General features: G+C 42.7%; 17 protein-coding genes. 6 read left to right on the top strand and 11 right to left on the bottom strand.

Annotated features, from left to right (window positions below; all coding sequences use genetic code 11):
- Positions 1-178: 178 nt before the first annotated feature.
- Complete coding sequence (locus A587_RS0116320; RefSeq protein WP_017218450.1) at positions 179-2,686, top strand: two-component system response regulator; 2,508 nt, start codon at positions 179-181, stop codon at positions 2,684-2,686.
- Between the two features lie 158 nt (positions 2,687-2,844).
- Positions 2,845-3,042 (top strand): hypothetical protein, encoded by a 198-nt coding sequence (locus tag A587_RS0116315; RefSeq protein ID WP_010374175.1) that lies wholly within the window; start codon positions 2,845-2,847, stop codon positions 3,040-3,042.
- A gap of 132 nt (positions 3,043-3,174) precedes the next feature.
- Here A587_RS0116315 and A587_RS0116310 read toward each other — a convergent pair whose 3' ends face one another.
- The 10 genes from A587_RS0116310 to A587_RS0116265 form a co-directional block, all read right to left on the bottom strand.
- A complete protein-coding gene (locus tag A587_RS0116310; protein ID WP_017218449.1) occupies positions 3,175-4,065 on the bottom strand; it encodes a hypothetical protein in 891 nt (296 codons plus the stop codon).
- Positions 4,062-4,634, bottom strand: coding sequence for a hypothetical protein (locus A587_RS0116305; protein ID WP_017218448.1), 573 nt, complete (start codon positions 4,632-4,634; stop codon positions 4,062-4,064). The genes A587_RS0116310 and A587_RS0116305 overlap by 4 nt, the downstream gene beginning before the upstream one ends.
- Complete coding sequence (locus tag A587_RS0116300) at positions 4,627-5,166, bottom strand: RNA polymerase sigma factor (protein ID WP_010374182.1); 540 nt, start codon at positions 5,164-5,166, stop codon at positions 4,627-4,629. Before A587_RS0116300 ends, A587_RS0116305 begins: the two co-directional genes overlap by 8 nt.
- A 119-nt stretch (positions 5,167-5,285) precedes the next feature.
- On the bottom strand, positions 5,286-6,197 hold the full coding sequence (locus A587_RS0116295; protein ID WP_010374185.1) for a hydrogen peroxide-inducible genes activator: 912 nt from the start codon (positions 6,195-6,197) through the stop codon (positions 5,286-5,288).
- A 108-nt stretch (positions 6,198-6,305) separates the two neighbouring features.
- Positions 6,306-7,574 (bottom strand): inorganic phosphate transporter, encoded by a 1,269-nt coding sequence (locus tag A587_RS0116290; RefSeq protein ID WP_017218447.1) that lies wholly within the window; start codon positions 7,572-7,574, stop codon positions 6,306-6,308.
- A gap of 36 nt (positions 7,575-7,610) precedes the next feature.
- Positions 7,611-8,288: a TIGR00153 family protein gene (locus A587_RS0116285; protein ID WP_010607159.1), complete on the bottom strand. Its 678-nt coding sequence runs from the start codon at positions 8,286-8,288 to the stop codon at positions 7,611-7,613.
- A 142-nt stretch (positions 8,289-8,430) separates the two neighbouring features.
- Complete coding sequence (gene phoU / locus A587_RS0116280; RefSeq protein WP_010607158.1) at positions 8,431-9,132, bottom strand: phosphate signaling complex protein PhoU; 702 nt, start codon at positions 9,130-9,132, stop codon at positions 8,431-8,433.
- 23 nt (positions 9,133-9,155) lie between these two features.
- Complete coding sequence (gene pstB, locus A587_RS0116275; RefSeq protein WP_010607157.1) at positions 9,156-9,983, bottom strand: phosphate ABC transporter ATP-binding protein PstB; 828 nt, start codon at positions 9,981-9,983, stop codon at positions 9,156-9,158.
- 27 nt (positions 9,984-10,010) lie between these two features.
- A complete protein-coding gene (gene pstA / locus A587_RS0116270) occupies positions 10,011-11,660 on the bottom strand; it encodes a phosphate ABC transporter permease PstA (RefSeq protein ID WP_017218446.1) in 1,650 nt (549 codons plus the stop codon).
- 15 nt (positions 11,661-11,675) lie between these two features.
- Entirely contained in the window at positions 11,676-13,910 is a 2,235-nt protein-coding gene (locus A587_RS0116265) for an ABC transporter permease subunit (RefSeq protein ID WP_017218445.1), read from the bottom strand.
- 305 nt (positions 13,911-14,215) lie between these two features.
- Here A587_RS0116265 and A587_RS0116260 point away from each other — a divergent pair, with 305 nt between their 5' ends.
- From A587_RS0116260 to A587_RS0116250, 3 genes are all read left to right on the top strand, one after another.
- Positions 14,216-14,722, top strand: a complete 507-nt coding sequence (locus A587_RS0116260; protein ID WP_017218444.1) for a glycine cleavage system protein R — start codon at positions 14,216-14,218, stop codon at positions 14,720-14,722.
- A 119-nt stretch (positions 14,723-14,841) separates the two neighbouring features.
- On the top strand, positions 14,842-16,938 hold the full coding sequence (gene ppk1 / locus A587_RS0116255; RefSeq protein WP_017218443.1) for a polyphosphate kinase 1: 2,097 nt from the start codon (positions 14,842-14,844) through the stop codon (positions 16,936-16,938).
- Positions 16,939-16,955: 17 nt separating this feature from the next.
- A complete protein-coding gene (locus tag A587_RS0116250; RefSeq protein ID WP_017218442.1) occupies positions 16,956-18,440 on the top strand; it encodes a Ppx/GppA phosphatase family protein in 1,485 nt (494 codons plus the stop codon).
- Between the two features lie 100 nt (positions 18,441-18,540).
- Here the strand turns inward: A587_RS0116250 and A587_RS0116245 are convergent, their stop codons facing one another.
- Entirely contained in the window at positions 18,541-19,818 is a 1,278-nt protein-coding gene (locus A587_RS0116245) for an EAL and HDOD domain-containing protein (protein WP_010374204.1), read from the bottom strand.
- Between the two features lie 209 nt (positions 19,819-20,027).
- Here A587_RS0116245 and A587_RS0116240 point away from each other — a divergent pair, with 209 nt between their 5' ends.
- Positions 20,028-20,765, top strand: a complete 738-nt coding sequence (locus tag A587_RS0116240; RefSeq protein ID WP_017218441.1) for a substrate-binding periplasmic protein — start codon at positions 20,028-20,030, stop codon at positions 20,763-20,765.
- Positions 20,766-20,842 lie beyond the last annotated feature (77 nt).

Raw genomic sequence — 20,842 nt, 5'->3', positions numbered from 1 at the left:
TTGTTTAGTGCGTTCTTTATTCTTTACGTTTAAACAATAACTTATCGCTATCGGCTATGATTTCCGAGCAAAGTTCGCGTCACTGTTTGATTATTATCAATCAGCGGTTAAGTACGATTTGCTAACTTTAAGACAAGCCCAATGATTGTGTCGCAGTATCTGGTGAGGTTTTTTTATTGTGTCTAGACAACTAACGTTGCTCATTGTTAACGCCAGTGCTCACGAGCGTCAAACCTTGACTAAAACTCTTAGTGCATTAGATGTCTTTACTATCATTGCCAAGTCCGACTCTCAAGATGCCCTAAGCTTACTGAAGACCCAAGCTGTAGATTTAGTGATCACCGGCTTGGATGTTGGCAAAATTGACGGTTGGCGATTCTCTCGCATGATCCGCTCAGGTCTGCTGGCAACGCCCAAAAACACACCCATTGTGCTTATTCCACCGACTTATTGTGAACGAATAGCCGAAACCACCGCCCGTAGCTACAGTATTGATGCCGTGCTGCCATTTGAGCGTCAAGACATGTTGCCGCAAATTCTGGCCAATGTGTTGTCAACGCATTTAGATAAAAGCAGCCGCCTCAACTTGCTGTTGTTAGAGCCCAACCAACAACGTGCGCAAAAGATATGTGAGCACTTATCGCACAATTTCGTTTGCACACATGTAAGCTCGGCGGCCAGCGCTTTATCACTATTTCTACAAGATCACTACGCCATTGTTTTAATGGACACTACGTCTAACTTGTCAGGTTCCGCAGAAAGCTTAGTCGAAAGTATTCTCAAACATCGTCCAAGCCAAGCCATTGTAACCATTATTGACAAACGCGATGCCGACCATGCCGAACAACTATTATTGTTAGGTGTTACCGACTTTGTTCGAGCGCCATACGATATGCCGTTTTTAAGCAAGGTATGCGACCATGCGGCGCGGCGAGAAGATTTTATGGTGAGCTATGCTGAGTTTGCGAATAAAGTTGAGCAACTCAGTCGCAGTGAAAGTCGCTATAAAGATTTATTTTCTGCACACCAACGGATCTTACTGCACCTCAGAACTGTGGTCGTCGAATTGGATTTGGAAGGCGCGATCCGCTTTATAAATCCAGCTTGGGAATACCTCTCGGGCTTTGGTATTAAGTCGAGCCTCAATACCCAACTAAGCAATTACATTGCCAAAGACGAACTTGCAACTTTCAACAAAGTCATTCGAGAAATTCAAAGTGGGGTAAGGCAACATGCGCAAGTCGAGTTGCAACTCTGCCATAAAGCTGGACATCTAGTGTGGGTCGAGTGTCGCCTGCAACTTATCAAGAACACCTCAAGTTCAGTCGCAATAACTGCAACACTCGATAACATTCACGAGCGCAAGCAAGCTGAACTACAACTCAGACACTTAGCACTGCATGATACGCTTACCGGCTTACACAACCGCTACTATTTTGACCAGCAATTAAATCAGCTGTGCAATGAAGTAAAGTCTGCAGAAGAGATAGAACACGCGCTAATTTACATCGACTTAGATCACTTTAAGATCATCAACGACAGTAAAGGCCATCAGCAAGGAGATATCGTACTCAAAGAAGTATCTGAGTTGTTTGGCGACAAAATAGGTGAAGAGCACCTCACTTTCCGTATTGGTGGAGACGAATTTGCTGTACTGCTTAAGCACACCAATTTACTCGACGCTCATATGTGCGCTGAAAGCATCTGCATGGCTATAGAAGAACATAAATTTCACTTTGAAGACAATGCATACTCTCTCAGTTGTTCTATCGGATTAACGCAAATTACCAATGAAAATGCGGATCCCAGCGAGTGTTTAAAACAAGCTGACATAGCCCTTTATATTGCCAAAAATCTCGGCCGCAACTTGGTTCATTGTTATAACAAAGAAGATGAACAAAACCAGACATTGCAAACCGGTTTAGAATGGGGCCATAGTGTTAGGCAAGCGCTTCAGAACGACAGCATAGAACTCCACTATCAACCGATCTGGGATTTCAAAAAACAACAAATAGCCTATTACGAAGCACTGCTTAGATTAAAGATCAACGGTGAGACTATTTACCCAAATCAGTTTATTCCTGCATTAGAGCTACTTAATGATACATTTTTGATGGATCAATGCGTGATCAGAACAGCCATTAAAGCACTGGCGGAACACGAGATCCTGAGCCAAGTGGCGATTAACTTATCCGCTCATTCATTTTTAGATGAACGACTGCAGCCACACATTCAAGCCTGCTTAAAAGAGCATCAAGTTTCAGCTAATCGCGTTATTTTTGAGATCACTGAATCTGCCAGTATTAACAATCTTAACGCAACCCAGACGATGATCAAAAACCTGAACGATCTTGGCTGTCATTTCGCTATTGATGATTTCGGGACAGGCTTCAGCACTTTTAGCTACCTAAAACAGCTACCCGCACAGCATGTTAAGATAGATGGTTCCTTTGTTCGAGACATGCTCAACGACCCAATTGACCTGGCGCTGGTCAAAGCTGTAAACGATATTAGTCACTCATTAGATAAGTGTTCAGTTGCCGAATATGTTGAAAACAAAGAAATATTTCAACAACTTAAAGAAATAGGTGTGGACTATGGACAGGGTTACTTTATCTCCAGACCGCTCCCTATTGAGCAACTAGCGAGCAGTGCAAAAACTATTTTATCTCTAAAAACAGCGTAGTAACATTTTTATACTAAAGGTTACTTTTACTTCTTGCAAAGTCCACTATAATTAAAGAAACCAGTTTAAAATGTCACCAAATTTTAAGGTAACACCTTAATTTTATAGACATTCAAAGGATTGAGTTACATCTTGCTATGGACTTCAAGGGGTAAATTATGCTGTCATTATCACTGTTTTTACTACTTACAAACTTGCTCATCGCTTACCAATGTTACCGCTATGCCAACACTAAAGGATATCCGGTAAAATTGTTCACAGGGCTTGGTTTGCTACCCTACTTTAATCTAGTGGTTTGGGTTTACTTACTCTTTTTACCAAATTTAACTACTGCAAAAAATATAGAGCAGGCTTAATACAAGCAAGTGTAGTTCCTTTACTAGCGTAAGTTCCTTTATAAATAAAACAGCATGTAATCATGCTGTTTTTTGTGTCATCACTTTGCGCCCCTAATCTCAAGAAACACTTTTACCCCAAGCTTAGGTTAACTAAAAGCGATAGCTAGTTACTGTCTCGGCTAGCTCCTTAGCCGTTTTCTCACCTTTAACACATTGCTGCACCAAGGATTTTGGATAAACAAATACCTGTTTATTGTTTGGATTACTAAGCTCACTGTAAATAAAACTTACATGCTCATTTCTAGGTAAACTTCTTAAACCCGCACCATAGTCGCATAAGCTTCGGGCTAAGCTGGTTACTAGCATTTTTTCAAGCGCCTGCTGCTTTTCCGCTTTCTCTTTCGCGCGTTTGACCCGAGAAGCCTCAAGGCTCGCTTTCAACTTATCTTTAAAGTCTTTTAATTCCGAATCCTTAAGTGAAAGCTTTTCTATGCGCTTCTCAACTTCTCTCAATGACTCCGTAAATTCTTTTACTTGATCATCACTTTCGTGCCTTTTAGCAAACTCCAGCTCCGCTTTTTGACGTTCAAGCTCCCTCAATTGAATTCTATTCTCTCTTTCTTGCTCTACGGCTTCGCGGACCTTCTCGGCTCCTGCTCTCACTTTCTCAGCAGCGTCCGAATAAGCTTGAGAAAAAGCTTCAGCTATCGGCTGTGAAATCTCGACCTCCGCGAGGTCCATATCAAATTCCGGCAGTTCAAACTCTCCTATAGCAGCCACATCATCCAGATTGTCTATATGAGAGATCCACTCTAAACGGTGCCGACGTTTTAATGCCAGTTCAAACACAACTCCCTGATCTTTTAAATAATAGCCAGAAACACTACGAACTTGATCTTGTGTATCATGCTGTAGTGCACTCATTAATACCCGCTCAAAAATAGCAACCTCACGCTTTAGCGCTTCATCAACAACTTGGGCCTGAGCAAAGCTTGTAGCAATGGCTGCGACAGCGCCAAAACAAAGTGGAATTAACTTCATGGTTTACCTCGATACTGTGCTAAATTTTGTGTCGGTGTTTGCTCTACTTGCTCTGCCAATTCATTCAATTGCAGCCTAAGTAGGGCTTGATCTTGCGCTCTTTGTGCTTGGATCAGATCAACGAGATTATTCATTGCCAAACTGCGCTCTTTACGATTTTGTTCAACCACTTGCGTTGCTAACTTGGCAAGCGTAGCTTGATCTATTGGCTTAGTCTCATCAAGTTTTGCAAGCATGGCCTGCATAGCGCTTTGCTGCTGTGCCAGTTGTGTTTGTTGAGCACTCAACTGTTGATGTAAGCCTAAGTTCTGTAGCCAAAGCCCTGATACACCAAGCCCGACAACCAGCCAAGCTGCAACGGCAGCCACTGGCCAAGCGCGAGTTTGATGCTGCAAAGTGAGTTGTGAGGGAGGCGCTTGCTCTTCAAAGCTAGCAGCACGTTGTTGCCAAGTAGTGGCAACACTCATCATTTCTCGATATTCACTATCTGCCTGAAGTTCAGCCAACTCTGCCTCAGAAAGCACTTTACCATCTAACCACTGCTCAAATAAGTGTGCTAATTTAGCCATGATTTTGCACCTCTAGTTGCCCTTTCATCTTACCTAACGCACTGTATAACCTAGCCTTTACCGTATTACTTGATAACTCAAGCTGCAGCGCAATTTCATCAAAGGTGTAATGCTGGAAAAACTTTAGCTCCACGACAATGCGCTGCTCAAATGGTAGTTGTTTCAGCGCGATATATATCTCTTCATTACTTTGTTGTTGCGCTATTTTGCTGTCTGGTCCGTGTTGCGGCATCTCAGGTTCTTTACCTTCAATCGATTCAAACTTATGTTTTCGCATGTGATCCACAATCCTTGCATGGGTGATTTTAAATACCCAAGTCGAGAACTTGGCATCGCCATTAAAGGTATGCAGATTTCGATACATACTTAAAAATACATCTTGAGCAATATCTAGCGCGTCTTGCGGATTACCAACCAGCCTCAAACATTGGTTATACACACGGCTATGATGCTGGGCGCAAAGCTTTGACCATGCCCCTTGATTACCTTGCAGTGCTCTTTTTATTAATTGTTTTTCGCTATTAAAAAACACGCAGTTCACTCATCCAATATACTCACTAACTGTTAATCGTAGCGGGCGCAAAAAAAGTTGTTCAGACGGGAAAGTTTTTTGAAAAAAAAAGCACCGTTAAGGTGCTTCTTTCGTCATCACTACTGCGACTGACATTGGCCACTGATGTAGCCACCAACAAAGTCGCTAAACAGTCTAAAATCTCTGATCCGCCCCGTGGTACGACGCCAAATCAAGCCAATCTCACGATATGCATGATCTTGTGGTGGCATAGCCACTAAAGGTTTACCTTCCAAAATCCCCGCATTGATCGCCATTTGAGGTAAAAACGTTACGCCATTTTTATATTCCACCATACTTAATAAAGTATGTAGGTTTGCCGCCTCAAATGGATTAATGCACGCGCTACGGTTTAAGTGGCAAGCGCTAAGAGCATGTCCCGTCATACAGTGCTCTTTTTCGAGTAAAAATACACTTTGCTCAGGTAACAGGTTAAAGTCCTCTATCGGCTCCGGTACGCTGTACTCAGCGTGGCGAACCAAGCTAAAGTGATCTTTTGCAAGCACTTGAGTATGGAACTTATCGGTTCTATATGGCAGCGCCAACATGGCCATATCAATATGACCATGCTCTAACTTATCCAATAAGTTATCACTGGTATCTTCAACCAGTACCAAATTAAGCGCTGCAAACTCCTTTTTGCACGCCTGATAAAGTGGCGCAGCAATAAAACTCGCAATGGTGGGAATGATCCCTAACGTCAACTTGCCAGATAATGGGTTTTTATAGCTTTTCGTCAGTTCTTTAACGCTCATGGTGTCGTCGATAATTTTCCGCGCTCGTTCAACCACTTCCTCACCAATATCGGTAAACATTAGGCTGCGATTTTCGCGTTCAATTAGCTGACATCCTAATGTCTCTTCAAGGTTTTGTATCGCGCTACTTAGCGTCGATTGACCAATAAAGCATGCTTCCGCTGCACGACCAAAATGTTGGTGCTGATGCACCGCAAGCAGGTATTGTAGTTGTTTGATACTAGGTAAATTAGTCACAAGCTTTACTCTTAATTTTCAACAGCACAAATAAAAAGACCCCAACACCAAAGGTGTTGAGATCTTTTCAAGCTAAAAGTCTGTCTTTTTGAAAAGTGCGGTTTATTTTTATACGCCGAACACTAATCTCAAAATATAGAATATAACAATAGCAAGGGCAGCACCAACTGGCAATGTAATTACCCAAGAAACTACGATGTTACGGATAACACCCATGTTTAATGCCGCAATACCACGTGCCATACCCACACCCAATACCGCACCAACTAAGGTTTGAGTTGTAGAGATTGGTAGGCCTGTGCCTGATGCAATTACTACTGTTGAAGCAGCAGCAAGTTCAGCTGCGAAACCACGGCTAGGAGTAAGATGCGTGATGCCTTCACCGATAGTCTTGATAACTTTCTTACCAAGGATCGCAAGACCCGCAACAATACCTAAACCACCTAGTGGTAGGATCCACCAAGCAAGGGCCGCTTTCTTAGCAATTTCACCGTCGTTTTCAACAATGTTTACTACTGCAGCTAATGGACCAATTGCGTTAGCAACGTCATTCGAACCATGCGCGAACGCCATACAACATGCCGTTAGTACCATAAGGATAGCGAATACCTTTTCAACATTGTTGAACTGCATTTGCTTGTCTGCATTGGGGTCCATTTTCAGCTTAGAAATCGCAATCTTACCGATAATAGCAATGATAATAGCGATACCAATAGCAAGCGCAAAACCTTCGAATGTGCCAAGCTTGATACCAATATGCTTAAGACCTTTTTTGATCGTAACCAAAGACATAACAAAGCCCGCTAGACCCATGTAAATAGGCACAAAGCGTTTGGCATTTTCTAGTGGTTTATTGGTATCGAATATGAGCTTCTGGGCGCTCATAAAGATGAGATAAGCAATAAAACCAGAGATGGCTGGGGTGACAATCCAGCTACCAACTATGCCTGCAACTTTACCCCATTGAATTGCTTCGCTGCCTACAGCAACTAGCGCAAAACCAATGATTGCACCTATGATTGAGTGCGTCGTAGATACAGGCCAACCTAACATTGAGGCCATCAATAACCAGCTGCCCGCAGCAAAAAGTGCAGAGATCATTCCCAGTATCATCAGTTCAGGAATATCGATGAAAGGAGTAGAATCTATAATTCCTTTTCGGATCGTTGATGTTACCTCACCACCAGCAAGATAAGCGCCAGCGAATTCAAAGATCATAGCAATGATAATTGCTTGTTTGATGGTAAGTGCTTTTGAACCTACCGAAGTACCCATAGCATTCGCAACATCGTTTGCGCCAATACCATAAGCCATAAAGAAACCAACTGCTGCGGCAATTAAAACCAATACTGTGCCGTAGGATGCAATGATATCCATAAGAAACCTTACTTTATTTTAAAAGATCGATTTTTATTAACGAGCTAACATCAGCTCAAGACGTGAACCAACGCGCTCTGCGATATCTGCAAGCCCACCGACCCATTCGATGATCTTGTATAAGAACATCGCATCAATTGGGTTAAGCTCGCTTTCAACGGCGCGTAACTCTCGACGAATTTTAATTTGCATATCGTCGGTATCTTGCTCGATGGCATCAAGCTCAACTAGCATTTTTTCAACTAAAGTGACTTCACGGCCTCTAAAGCCTGTCTCAAGCAGTTCATCAAACTCATTAATCGCTTCTGATGCTTGTTTAGTTGCGTCCACACAACGAGTGACGTAAGCAAGAAAATCTTTTTGAATGGATTCAGGGATGACCATTTCACGACCGATAACGCGACCTGCGATATCTTTCGCTTTGTTGGCTATCTTATCTTGGTGGGTGATAAGTTCCAGTAAGTCAGTCCGTTCTACTGGCATGAATAAACCACGAGGCAAATGTAAGCGTACTTCACGCTTTAGTTCATCTGCTTCACGCTCTAGGTTGCGGATTTCAATGCGAATTGCATCCGCTTCTGTCCACTCCCCTTTGAAGACATGGTTAAAAAATGGGATCAAAGCCGCACTGGCTTGATGGACTATTTTTATATGCTCTTCAATTGGCTTAATAGGAGATTTAGCAAATACTCCTAAAAACGCGTTACTAGGCATAACTGACCCTTAAATCATATTTGTATGCATGTGCAAAGTGTAATTTTACAGCATTGAGCGCTGTTGTGAACGGTTTTATTGCAAGTTTAGATGAACTTACTATGAAATTGCGCGCCGAAAGCGCGCAACTAATTGATAAGCATCACAAGGTTTTTGCGATATCTTCTTGAGATGTATGACGAATATCTTTGCCATTTACGAAATAAATCACATATTCCGCAATATTCTGACAACGATCGCCAATACGCTCTAAGGAGCGCACAGACCAAATTAAATCCATAATTTTTGGAATAGAACGCGGGTCTTCCATCATATAGGTCATAATTTGACGTGTTACTGCTTCGTATTCACGGTCCACTTTGGCATCAGCTTTGTGCACTTCAAAGGCCTTTTGCGCGTCCATCCGGGCAAACGCATCGAGCACGTCATGTAGCATTTGCGACACTTGGCGACCCATATTGTCAATATTCACCAATAGATCTTGCTGATCTTTGGTAAACGAATCTAATGCAACTTTAGCAATACGCTCCGCTTCGTCTCCGATACGTTCAAGATCTGCAATCGTTTTAGCGATGGCAACAACCAAACGTAAGTCACTGGCTGCAGGCTGCCTTTTGGCGATGATACGTGTACATTCTTCGTCAATATTCACTTCCATCGCATTGACTTTGTAGTCGTTCTGACTGACCTTTTTCGCTTTTTCAGCATCATTGTGATTAACCGCATCAAGCGCAGTGTTTAATTGCTGCTCTACCAGTCCACCCATACTGAGTACGTGATTTCTCACGTTTTCTAGCTCTTCATTAAAGCGGCCAGAAATGTGCTTATTAATATTGTGTTCCATTATATTCTCCTCGCAAGCTCGCCTTAACCGTAACGACCTGTAATATAGTCTTCTGTTTTCTTCTTAGACGGCGTGGTGAATAAGGTATTGGTATCTGCATACTCAATTAACTCACCCATATACATAAACGCAGTTTGATCAGATACACGCGCAGCTTGTTGCATGTTATGTGTAACGATAACTACAGTATACTTGTTTTTCAGGTCGTTAATGAGTTCTTCGATAACCAATGTTGAAATTGGATCAAGTGCTGATGTTGGTTCATCAAGTAACAACACTTCTGGTTCAATCGCGATAGAGCGAGCAATCACCAAACGCTGCTGCTGACCACCAGATAAACCAAATGCACTGTCGTGAAGTCGGTCTTTTACTTCATCCCAAAGTGCGGCGCCACGGAGTGACTTTTCAACCACTTCGTCTAACTTACGCTTATCTTTGATACCTTGCAGACGTAGACCATAAACCACATTCTCATAAATAGATTTAGGGAAAGGGTTTGGTCTTTGGAATACCATGCCTACGTTACGGCGCAGTGCCGCAACATCTACGCTCTTGTCATAAATGTTCTGTCCTTGAAGGTTGATTTCTCCTTCAATACGACAGCTATCAACAAGGTCGTTCATGCGGTTAATACAACGCAGTAATGTTGACTTACCACAACCTGATGGGCCGATAAACGCGGTTACCTGCCCTTTTGGGATCAACATATTGACGTTGCTAAGGGCTTGTTTATCACCATAGTAAAGATCTAGGTTTTTGATCTCTAGTGCGGTGAGTTCTGGACTTAAGTTTGCTAAATCAAGCTTGTTATTGCCGTTTGCTTGATTGACTTCTGGCGCTACTGTAATCATGTTTTTACCTATTAAAAATCTTTACTATTAATGCTCTAACGATCTGAATTTTTCGCGTAAGTGGTTACGAATACCAATTGCGGTGATATTCAGTGCAATAATCACTGTAACCAGTAGGAACGCGGTTGCATAAACCAAAGGTCTAGCAGCTTCAACATTCGGGCTTTGGAAGCCAACATCATAAATATGGAATCCTAAGTGCATAAACTTACGATCCAAGTGAATATAGGGGAAGTTTCCGTCTAGCGGTAGGGTTGGTGCCATTTTTACTACACCAACCAGCATCAGAGGGGCCACCTCGCCCGCGGCACGAGCAACAGCAAGAATAAGACCCGTCATAATTGCCGGGCTTGCCATTGGAACAATGATCCGCCATAGGGTTTCTGCTTGAGTCGCACCAAGCGCAAGTGAACCATGACGCACTGAGCTTGGGATCCGAGACAGACCTTCTTCCGTGGATACAATAACCACAGGCAAAGTAAGGATAGCAAGTGTAAGTGCAGACCAAATCACACCTGGTGTACCAAATACAGGACTTGGCGCAGCCTCAGGGTAGAAAAGTTCGTCAATTGACCCACCTAACATATAAACGAAGAATCCTAAACCAAACACCCCATATACAATGGATGGAACACCTGCTAGGTTGATCACCGCGATGCGGATCATCTTGGTCACAGCATTCTTTGCTGCATACTCATGAAGATAAATCGCGGCAATAACGCCGAATGGTGTCACGATCACCGCCATCAGCATAACCATAAATACCGTACCAAAGATTGCAGGAAATACCCCACCTTCGGTGTTTGCTTCACGTGGGTCATCACTCACAAACTTGCTGATTTGCACTAGGTAGTGACCCACCTTGGCAAAAAAGCCCATGTCATTTGGAAACCAAACGTCCAACACTTGATACAGAGGTAAAGTCACCTCTTCACCACGCATATCACGCACCACAACTTGGTCACGCTTGGCCTGTTTTCTTAGCTCAAATAAACGCTTTTCGAAGACTTTGTAATCTTCGCGTAACTCAGCACGGCGTGCATTTAACTCTGCTAACTTTTCCTCTGTCAGGTCATTATCAAGCTGATACGACTTTTCTTTTAAACGTAGACGTTCAAGCTCATAATTAATGTGCCCGATTTCGCTATTTTGTAGATCAAGCGCTTCGTCATTAAGGTCAACGGCGCGTTCAACAAGCTCATGTAGCCTTTCAATCGGCTGCTCAGTGACTACTTTACCGTCTTCTAAAACGCGGGCAACATAGCCATAGAAATTACCATTTTTACTACGCTCAAATACCGCTAATTCCGCTGGCGTAGACTGGCTTTTGATATCCGTTGATAATACCCAACGGAAATCAAGTTCTACATATTCACGGTTACCCGTTTTAACGAGCAAACGCTCGATTTGTTCGCTGTTGTAACCTGAAAGATCGAACCCAGCCGCTTCAAGGCGAGATTTTGGTACCATCTCGCGGTCGTATATTTCACCAATAACGGTCTGCTTAGCCACTGAACCGTCAAGATGCATCTCAACAACTTGAGACGGCCAAAAGAAGCTCAGTCCTTTCCACGCGATCATCGCAAGTAGTCCAATTACTGAAATCAAACTAATACTGACCGCGCCACCTGTCATCCAGATCCACGGAGAACCTGACTTAAACCACTGTTTTACCATGTCATGTCACTCCAATTACATTGAGCTGTACTTTTCACGCAGCTGCTGACGAACAAACTCAGCAACGGTGTTAAATACAAAAGTAAAAATAAACAATACAAAGGCAGCTAGGAACAGGATGCGATAGTGAGAGCTGCCAACTTCAGACTCCGGCATTTCCACCGCAATGTTTGCAGCAAGCGTACGCATACCCTGGAAGATACTCCAGTCCATGATTGGCGTGTTACCAGTTGCCATTAATACAATCATGGTTTCCCCTACGGCGCGGCCAAGACCCATCATTACCGCAGAGAAGATACCTGGACTTGCTGTTAGTAATACTACACGAACCAAAGTCTGCCACTGCGTGGCACCGAGTGCTAATGAGCCATTAGAAAGATGCTTAGGTACGCTAAATACCGCATCTTCTGCAATAGAGAAGATTGTAGGAATAACCGCAAAGCCCATCGCGATACCCACCACTAGCGAGTTACGCTGGTCGAATGTTAGACCTAACTCATTGGTTAGATACTGACGCACATTACCGCCAAACAACCAAGACTCAATACCAGCGCTCATGGCGAATGAAATCCAGCCTACAATGAGTACAACAGGGATCAGTAAGATTGAATGCCAGCCTTCAGGCACAACGTGTCTCACTTTTGCAGGTAGCTTAGTCCAGCCAAATGCCGTTGCTATCATCGCGATTGGCAATAACACCAATAAAGCAACCACGGCGGGTAGATGCGTTTCAATTAAAGGCGCTAGCCAAAGACCCGCCAAGAAGCCCAAGATAACCGTTGGTAGTGCTTCCATTATCTCGACCGTTGGCTTCACCACGCGGCGTAATTCACTCGACATAAAATAGGCAGTGTAAATTGCTGACGCTAATGCAATAGGAACAGCAAACAACATGGCATAAAGCGCTGCTTTAATAGTACCGAAGGAGATAGGCACTAATGAGAATTTCGATTCAAAGTCATCGCTCGCAGAGGTTGACTGCCAAGTATAAGCAGGCTCTGGATACCCTTCGTACCATACTTCTTGCCACAAAGCAGACCAAGTTACTTCAGGGTGCTCATTGTGTAGCTCTACTACCGTTAACGTATCATCGGCGAGTAACAAAGCCGCATTAGCACGTGGTGCTACCGCAAACTTTTGTACAGCTTTATCTGTGATTTTACCTTGCCATAAGTGCGCTTCACTGGTGGTGTAATATAGACCTAATTGACCATTTTCATTGGTCGTGAAGAAAGTACGACGATAATATTCACTAAATAGTTTGACCTGTTTACTCTTTGGCGTCTCAAAAGAGCGGATTTTAGCAAACTGGCGTCCTTCATCGGTATTGACTTCAAACCACTGTGAAACCTCACCGTTGTCGTTAGCAAGCATTAATGAGTTGGCGCCCGCTAGCAGATTCATATCGACCAAGTTGGCATTTTCTTCGTTTGCAGCAAGCAATTGGAATAACTCAACTTCAGAAGCATAGCGAGAATCAAAGACGTAAACCTGATTTGCAGAGCGAACAAATGTGCGCGATGTGTCTGGAGAAATAAGTAACTCATCAACACGACCATCAATATCTAGCTCGGTACGCTCAACTGCCCACTCAACCTCTCCAGTAAACATGTTTTCTTCTGCAACAAAGGAGGCAAAAATCACACGTTTATCCGCAGTCTGTGCAACAACGGCGGTTTTGTCTTCGAAGTGACTAAAGGCGAATTTACGAATTGCTTGCCCTTGTTCATCAACAATCAGTTGCTTCGCATTAAGTGGATAACTTAAGCGAGGGGTTAAAACACGTTGATTTCCCGGAAAGCTTACCGTAAACATCGGCTTCACGAGTTGTACCTGACCGTTATCCAGACCAAATGCATATTGCCCTAAGAAAGGCGCACTTTCTGCAAATGCTGTGACATTACCGTCAAGTTCAACATCCAATGTATCTAGTAATTTACCGGCGCTTTCACCTTTGATCTGGTAATAATCTACCGAACCTCTGCTGCCGAGTAAGTACGCAATTTCCGTTTGTTCTTCTACCCCTACACCTAAATATGTTTTGTCTTGTGTAAGCTGAATATCCATACGCTTTTCAACCTTTGCTGATTCAAAGATTGGTTGAACGACATATAGTAAATAGAAGAAGATAAGTAAAAGTGCGACTAATACCATTACTCCACCAGAAGTAATGCCAAATTGTGCAAACCTGTCTTTAAAGAGACGGCTTCTATCCGTTTTAAAGGATGGCTTTTGCGGATTTGAAGTCATCAATATACCCTTTGGTTTAAAAATTGGGGGCATTATATTTCATCAAGATGACAGTTGTGTTACACCTGAGACACAATTGAACTTTCTTCAATTGGCATTTACCCTCAAATTCATTATAAGAATAATGGAACTAATCGGCTCAAAAAACGATCTGATTGTTAGCCTAGAGTAAATACATAAATTTCGTTGCATTTCTTTACATTAAGTGTTTCTGAGCACTGGACAAAGTAAGTTTTTAGACTAGTCTAAATCATGCGCCGAATTCGTTTTTTCGCCTACGGGTGCCACAAAAAAAGAGACATGATATGAAGCAGTTAATATTAACACTTATAGGTAAGGACCGACCGGGTCTCGTTGAGGAAATCTCTTCCACTATTCTTTCCCACCATGGCAATTGGTTAACCAGTAATTTAAGCCACCTTGCTGGACAATTCGCAGGCATAGTGCAGGTTGAGGTTGCTGAAGAACATTTGCAAGAAATACAAGATGCATTGCATAAATTGCCGGGTTTAGACGTGAGAGTTGAATCAGGCGAAAACTTGCCAGCCCAAGAAGAGCCAGACACATTAAACTTAATCATTACAGGCAACGATAGACCGGGAATTGTGCAAGAACTTGCTACGGTTATTCGCCACAAAGGTGCAAACATCACGCACCTAACTTCAAAACAACGTAGTGCTCCAAACTGGGGACTACCTATTTTCAGCGCTTTCGCAACCGTGACTTTACCTGCTGGCACGGTCAAAGAAAACGTAATTGAAGCACTCGAGTCAATCACCAGTGATTTGATCGTGGACATAGAAGAAAGCTAAAACCTACACTATACTCATGATAGTTGAATGACAAACACGACAGGCGCGTTGTGTTTGTCATAATTATGTCACACACCCTGCTTAAGCTGTAAAAATAAGCTGTACCTATGGAAAGAACCATGCAGGCCGTATCTCCAGAGCATAAAACTATCACGTACTTTGCCAAAGAATTAAGCTGGCTTTCTTTTAACGAACGCGTTTTACAAGAAGCCAAAGACCCAACCAACCCGATCATCGAGCGGATCCGCTTTCTTGGTATATTTTCCAATAATTTAGACGAGTTTTTCCAAGTTCGTGTTGCAGATGTAAAGCGCCGTATCTTATTAAATAATCTGCCTGATACCAATTTCGATGAAGATGAAGTGCTACTCGCCGACATTCAAAAGAAAGTATTGGAACTGGGTAAGAAGTTTAGTGTTATTTATGATCAGATCCTCATCGATTTAAATGAGCATCATATCCATATTAAGCAACCTGATGCGCTGTCTGACTTCCACAAGAATTGGTTGGCTAACTACTTTAAAGACCAAGTGCTACCTCACCTATTACCAATGATGATTAACGAAAGTAAGGACTATTCGGACAACATCAATGACACCATGACCCACCTATTTGTGGAGTTAAATGGAGAAAAACAGCATCACGCCTTTTTGGAAGTCCCGACTGACCGTCTGAACCGTTTTGTCCAGCTGCCACCAGAAAAAACCCGAAGGCATAAAACGATTGTGTTGCTTGATGACGTTATTCGATTTTTTATTGCCGATGTGTTTAAAAGTTTTTTCAAGTTTGAGCGCATTGAAGCCTATTCGATGAAGCTCACTCGAGACGCTGAGTACAACTTAGATGATGAGCTAGAAGAAGGCGTGTTAGATACCATGTCTAAAGGCCTGAAACAGCGTTTATATGCCGAGCCTGTACGTTTAGTCTACGAAGAATCTATGCCTGAAGAAATGCTCAAGCTGATGAAAAAGCGCTTAGGGGTGACAGGTCAAGATGCCATGATCCCAGGTGGTAGATATCGCAATTTCAGAGATTTTATTTCTTTTCCAAATGTTGGCCGCGGCTATCTAGAAAACAAGCCATTGCCGCCGCTAAAAAGTGCAGCCTTTTCAAAATATAGCAGCGTCTTTCGCGCGATTTCAGTTCAAGATATCTTGCTATATTACCCCTATCACACCTTTAATCACATGCTGGAATATATCCGCCAAGCGGCGTTTGACCCCAGAGTGACACAAATAAAGGTCAACATTTATCGCGTGGCAAAGCAATCTCGATTGATCGCTTCATTGATCAATGCGGCAAAGAATGGCAAAAAAGTCACCGTGATGGTTGAATTAAAAGCCCGCTTCGATGAGCAAAATAATATTGAATGGGCAAAACTCATGAGTGAATACGGTATTAAGGTCATGATTGGCATACCGGCGCTTAAGGTCCATAGTAAACTTTGTGTGGTTCACCGTAGAGAAAAAGGCAAAATCGTCAAATATGCACACATAGGTACGGGTAACTTCCACGAAAAAACTGCTCGGATTTATACTGATTTCAGTCTATTTACCAAACACCCCGATATTACGGAAGAATGCGATAGCGTGTTTCGCTTTATTGAGAGTAGTTATCTGCCGTTTAAATTCGAACACCTGATGATTTCCCCCATCAATGCACGCAGTAGAATTGTAGAGTTGATCGATGAAGAGATAACTCATGCAGAGCAAGGGAGAACAGGAAAGGTAACAATTAAGATCAATAACTTAGTTGATAAACAGCTCGTTGATAAGCTTTACGAAGCATCGCGTAAAGGCGTCAAGATCCGCCTCATTGTGCGAGGTATGTGTGCCCTTGTACCGGGCCTTGCACAGTTTAGCGATAATATAAAAATCATTAGTATCGTCGATCGTTTCTTAGAACACCCGCGAGTGATGATTTTCGATAATAACGGCAACCCTAAGGTCTATATTTCTTCAGCGGACTGGATGACCCGTAACCTTGACCACCGTGTTGAAGTCGGCACACCTATTTATGCCGAGCATTTGAAGAAACTAATTATCGATATTATTGAACTGCAGTTTAAAGATCGCACCAAAGCCAGAGTTATTGACGCCGAACAGAAGAATCTGTACGTTCGCCGAGGTAACCGTAAAAAAATTCGCTCTCAGATCGCGATTTATGACCATTTAAAAAAATGGGAGTTACACCAATTAAATGAAGCGAAAGAATAACCGTTGAGGAAGAATATATGCGCGACTACCCTTCTATTGCCGCAGTGGACTTAGGTTCAAATAGTTTTCACCTTGTTGTAGCAAGAGAAGTAGATGGTCGCCTTCAACTCCTCCATAAAGAAAAACAACGTGTATACTTGGCCGCAGGCCTTGATGATGATTTCAATTTAAGTGACGACGCAATAGCCCGAGCATTAGATACACTCTCACAATTTGCGACGACACTACATGATTTTCCGAAAGAGTCCGTGCAAGTAGTGGCAACCTATACATTACGAAATTGCAAAAACCTTAATTATTTTCTCGCTAAGGCAAAACAAGTTTTTCCATACCCAATCAATGTGATTTCAGGTCAAGAAGAAGCTCGGCTTATTTACCAAGGGGTCGCCAACCATGAACATGATAGTCATAACCGTTTGGTTATCGACATCGGTGGTGGCAGCACAGAGTTGGTTATTGGTCAGCATCTAACACACAAACTGTTAAGTAGTCGCAATGTAGGCTGCGTGACCATGCAAAAAGCCTACTTTGCTGATGGTAAGCTATCTGCAAAGCGATTTAAAAAAGCAGAAATAAAAGCAGAGCAACAAATTGAGAGTATTACCGCGAGCTACTTAAGACTCGGCTGGAATAGCGTTATCGGTACTTCTGGTACTATTAAGGCGATTGCGGCCATGGTTCACGAACTTACCCAAGCCGATGAAATTACCCTGCCTATTTTGGAGCAAATTAAGCAGTTATTTATTGATGCCGGGAACATAGACAACGTCTCCTTAAAATCACTCCCTGAAGAGCGAAAAACCAGTATAGCTGGCGGCCTTGCTGTATTGATAGCACTGTTTAGACAGTTAAGGATCGAGAGTATGCGCCTTAGTGAATATGCTTTGCGAGAAGGCTTATTGTTTGAAATGCATCAAACCGACGAGTTTGATATTCGTACCCGCACAATTAACACGTTCAGTGATCACTATAATATTGATAAGCAACACGCCGACAATATTTGTGAAACCATCAAGCTTTTTACCACTCAACTAAAAGCGCAATGGCAACTATCCTCTTATGATGCCGAAATGTTATGTTGGGCAGCAAAACTCCACGAAGTTGGGCTTGCCATTAACTCTTCCGGCATGCATAAACACGGTGCATATATTGTCAGGTATAGTCAACTTCCGGGCTTTACTCAAGCCCAGCAATTAAGGCTAAGTGCACTTGTACGCTTTTATCGAAAAAAAATAAAAATGCCAGAGTTAACAGAGTTAATCGACGAAGAACTAACGCACTTTAACCGTATTTTGGCAGTGTTTCGTCTCAGCGTTTTAGTGAACCAAAAACGCCAGCAAGACCAACTCCCAGAGCTAAGCATCACAGCCGTTGATAACGCCTTGATACTTCACATTGCAGCTGAGTGGATCGAATCACATTCACTGTTTCAAGCAGATTTAGAGCAAGAACAAAACTATTTAAAAACAATAGGTATTCAATTTAACCTGAGCTTTAGATAAGTATTACCAATAGCTAGCATTAGCGCTTAGATGGGCAGCTAAAAAGGCGCTAATTATCCGCAACTCCTATTACTTACCTTTTCATATTGTCAGGTGAGAACTACTGTTCATCACCTGCCACAATAGAGAGGATTTCATCTGCGTAGGCTCGACTAGAAAGCGCCATATCATAGAGATAATTGGTAGGTGTTGCTGGTCGAATAGCTTGTAAAATAAGCTCAGCCTCGCGCCAGTCATTGCGCTCAATTTCGAATGCTAAACGTAGTGCTCCACCAAGCAATCCTTGATAACTCAGTAACGCGCTGGAAAGTGAATCATCGAGAGAAAATTCCGCAGCAATCACAGAAAGATCAACATCAAGGATCACATCTAGGATAGACATGAGACCAAGTAAATAGCCGGTTTCTGCCATTTCTTCGCCCCCAGGCATCAAGAATGTTTCCACAAACTTAGCACGGGTTAACCCCATTCTTGTCAGCTCACTGGGCTTATCTGAACCCAATTCGCTCAACGCGAGTACTTTAACAAACTGCCTAATTGCGTCTTCACCTAAATACACAACGGCCTGAGAAATAGACTTGATTTCTAATCTGTCTTCACCGGCTTTCGCGTTCGCCAGTTTTAGCAATCGTGCGGTTAAACTCAGATCTTTGCTTACTCTAGTTTGTATTTCTTTAAAGCATAAAGACTTTCTGGCTGTTGCTTGTAGCAGCTGAAAGACCACCATTTTCGATGGTTCCACGTTGCCATGGTTGAGCATTTCAGGCTTGGCGAAAAAGAAACCTTGGAAAAAATCAGCTCCAGAGGATTTGATGATCTCGAACTCTTCTTTTGTTTCGATACGCTCAACAATAACCTTAATATCGGGATACTGACGCTTGAGCTTTTTTACCGTCATATTGGTTTTTATAATTGGCTGCTCAACCTCAATTTTGACGAACTCCATGAGTGGTAACAGCGGATCCCACTTTGACGTGCCGTCGTAGTCATCTAGCGCAAACCGGTAGCCTTTCTCTGTTAACTTAGTCACTGTATTCACCAGTGAAGGAATATTTTTAGAACGCTCAACGATTTCCACCACAATCTTTTGTGGCGCTAATAAGCTAGGTAATTCTTGCAGCAAGGATTCGTCGGATAGGTTGATAAAGGCAAGCTGTCCCGCAGCCAAACGGTCTACACCGATAAACATTAGGGAATTAAAAAACATTCGCCCAGTCGCTTGCCCATCGCTCACCCCTACTGGGAAAGCATTGTTGTCTGAGTCTCTGTAAAGCAACTCATAGGCAAAGACTTCTTGATCTGGCCGCAAAATGGCCTGTCGTGCAATATACTGCACCGCTGATTTACGTACTTCAGTCACCGGACCACTCATTAACATTCGTATCCTTTATTAGGTAAAAGGAAACCACGTATCTCGGAGCGTATAATATGGTAACGCCCCGAGCAATAAAAAAGTTTCGCTATTTTACAACACTTATAACCAAAAGTTACCAACTTATTAAACTAAGTCCTTATAAAGAGTAGGCTTTTAATTCACAGAATGCCAGCGGCTTGCCTGTCTAAGAAAAGTTAAGCTAAGATGAGTGCATGAAGCAAGTTTTGATCGTCTGGTTATTCGCCTTTGCCGGTTTGACTAAGGCAGAACAAGTCCCCTACTTAAAGTACAGTTTAAGTGGCTCGGGAAGCTTTTACCCTTATTTTACTCACAGCGAAGATGCGCCCGGGATCCTACCTGAAATGGTAGAAGCCATTTTGGTTAAGGCAAAGATCAGAGGCGAAAATCTGCTTCTCCCAGCAAAGCGCACTAACTTTTATTTAGAGAAGCAGCAAATTGATTTTGATATCATCAGTCCAGATTGGCTGAACGAGCAGCAAAAGCAAGACGATAGATTTATCTATTCAGACCCCATTCTACCTATTAAAGAGTACGTTGTTACTCGTCAGTCTCAACCGCCAGTACTAACCCTAGCGGGTATTGAAGTTGGGACAGTGAGAGGCTACTACTACCATGATGACCACATATTCGAGCGGGTTGATTTCGCATCCGAAAAGGAACTACTGCAGGCCCTAAACTTACGCCGAATTGAACATATTATCATTGGTGATTTACCCGCATTATATTGGTCAGAACAACTAGGTATTGCTTTTAGCTTCAACCAACTACATTCAGAAGGAATGTTGCAGCTACGCCTGTTAGCTAAGCATCAAGGATTACTTAAGCGGATAAATCAGGCTATCGCACAACTTAAACACGCTGGTGAAATCGAAAAAATAGAACAGCAGTATATTTCACAACTACCTATACACGCAAAAGGTGGCAGATAACCCCTGCTCTGGACATAGATCAAGTTATACGCATAAATTCTTCCCATAAATTGAGCATCAATTGACGCATTTGGTAT

This window comes from Pseudoalteromonas sp. NJ631 (genome assembly GCF_000276645.1).
In the GTDB taxonomy this organism is placed as follows: domain Bacteria; phylum Pseudomonadota; class Gammaproteobacteria; order Enterobacterales; family Alteromonadaceae; genus Pseudoalteromonas; species Pseudoalteromonas piscicida.
This window is presented reverse-complemented; position numbering and strand designations above follow the sequence as displayed.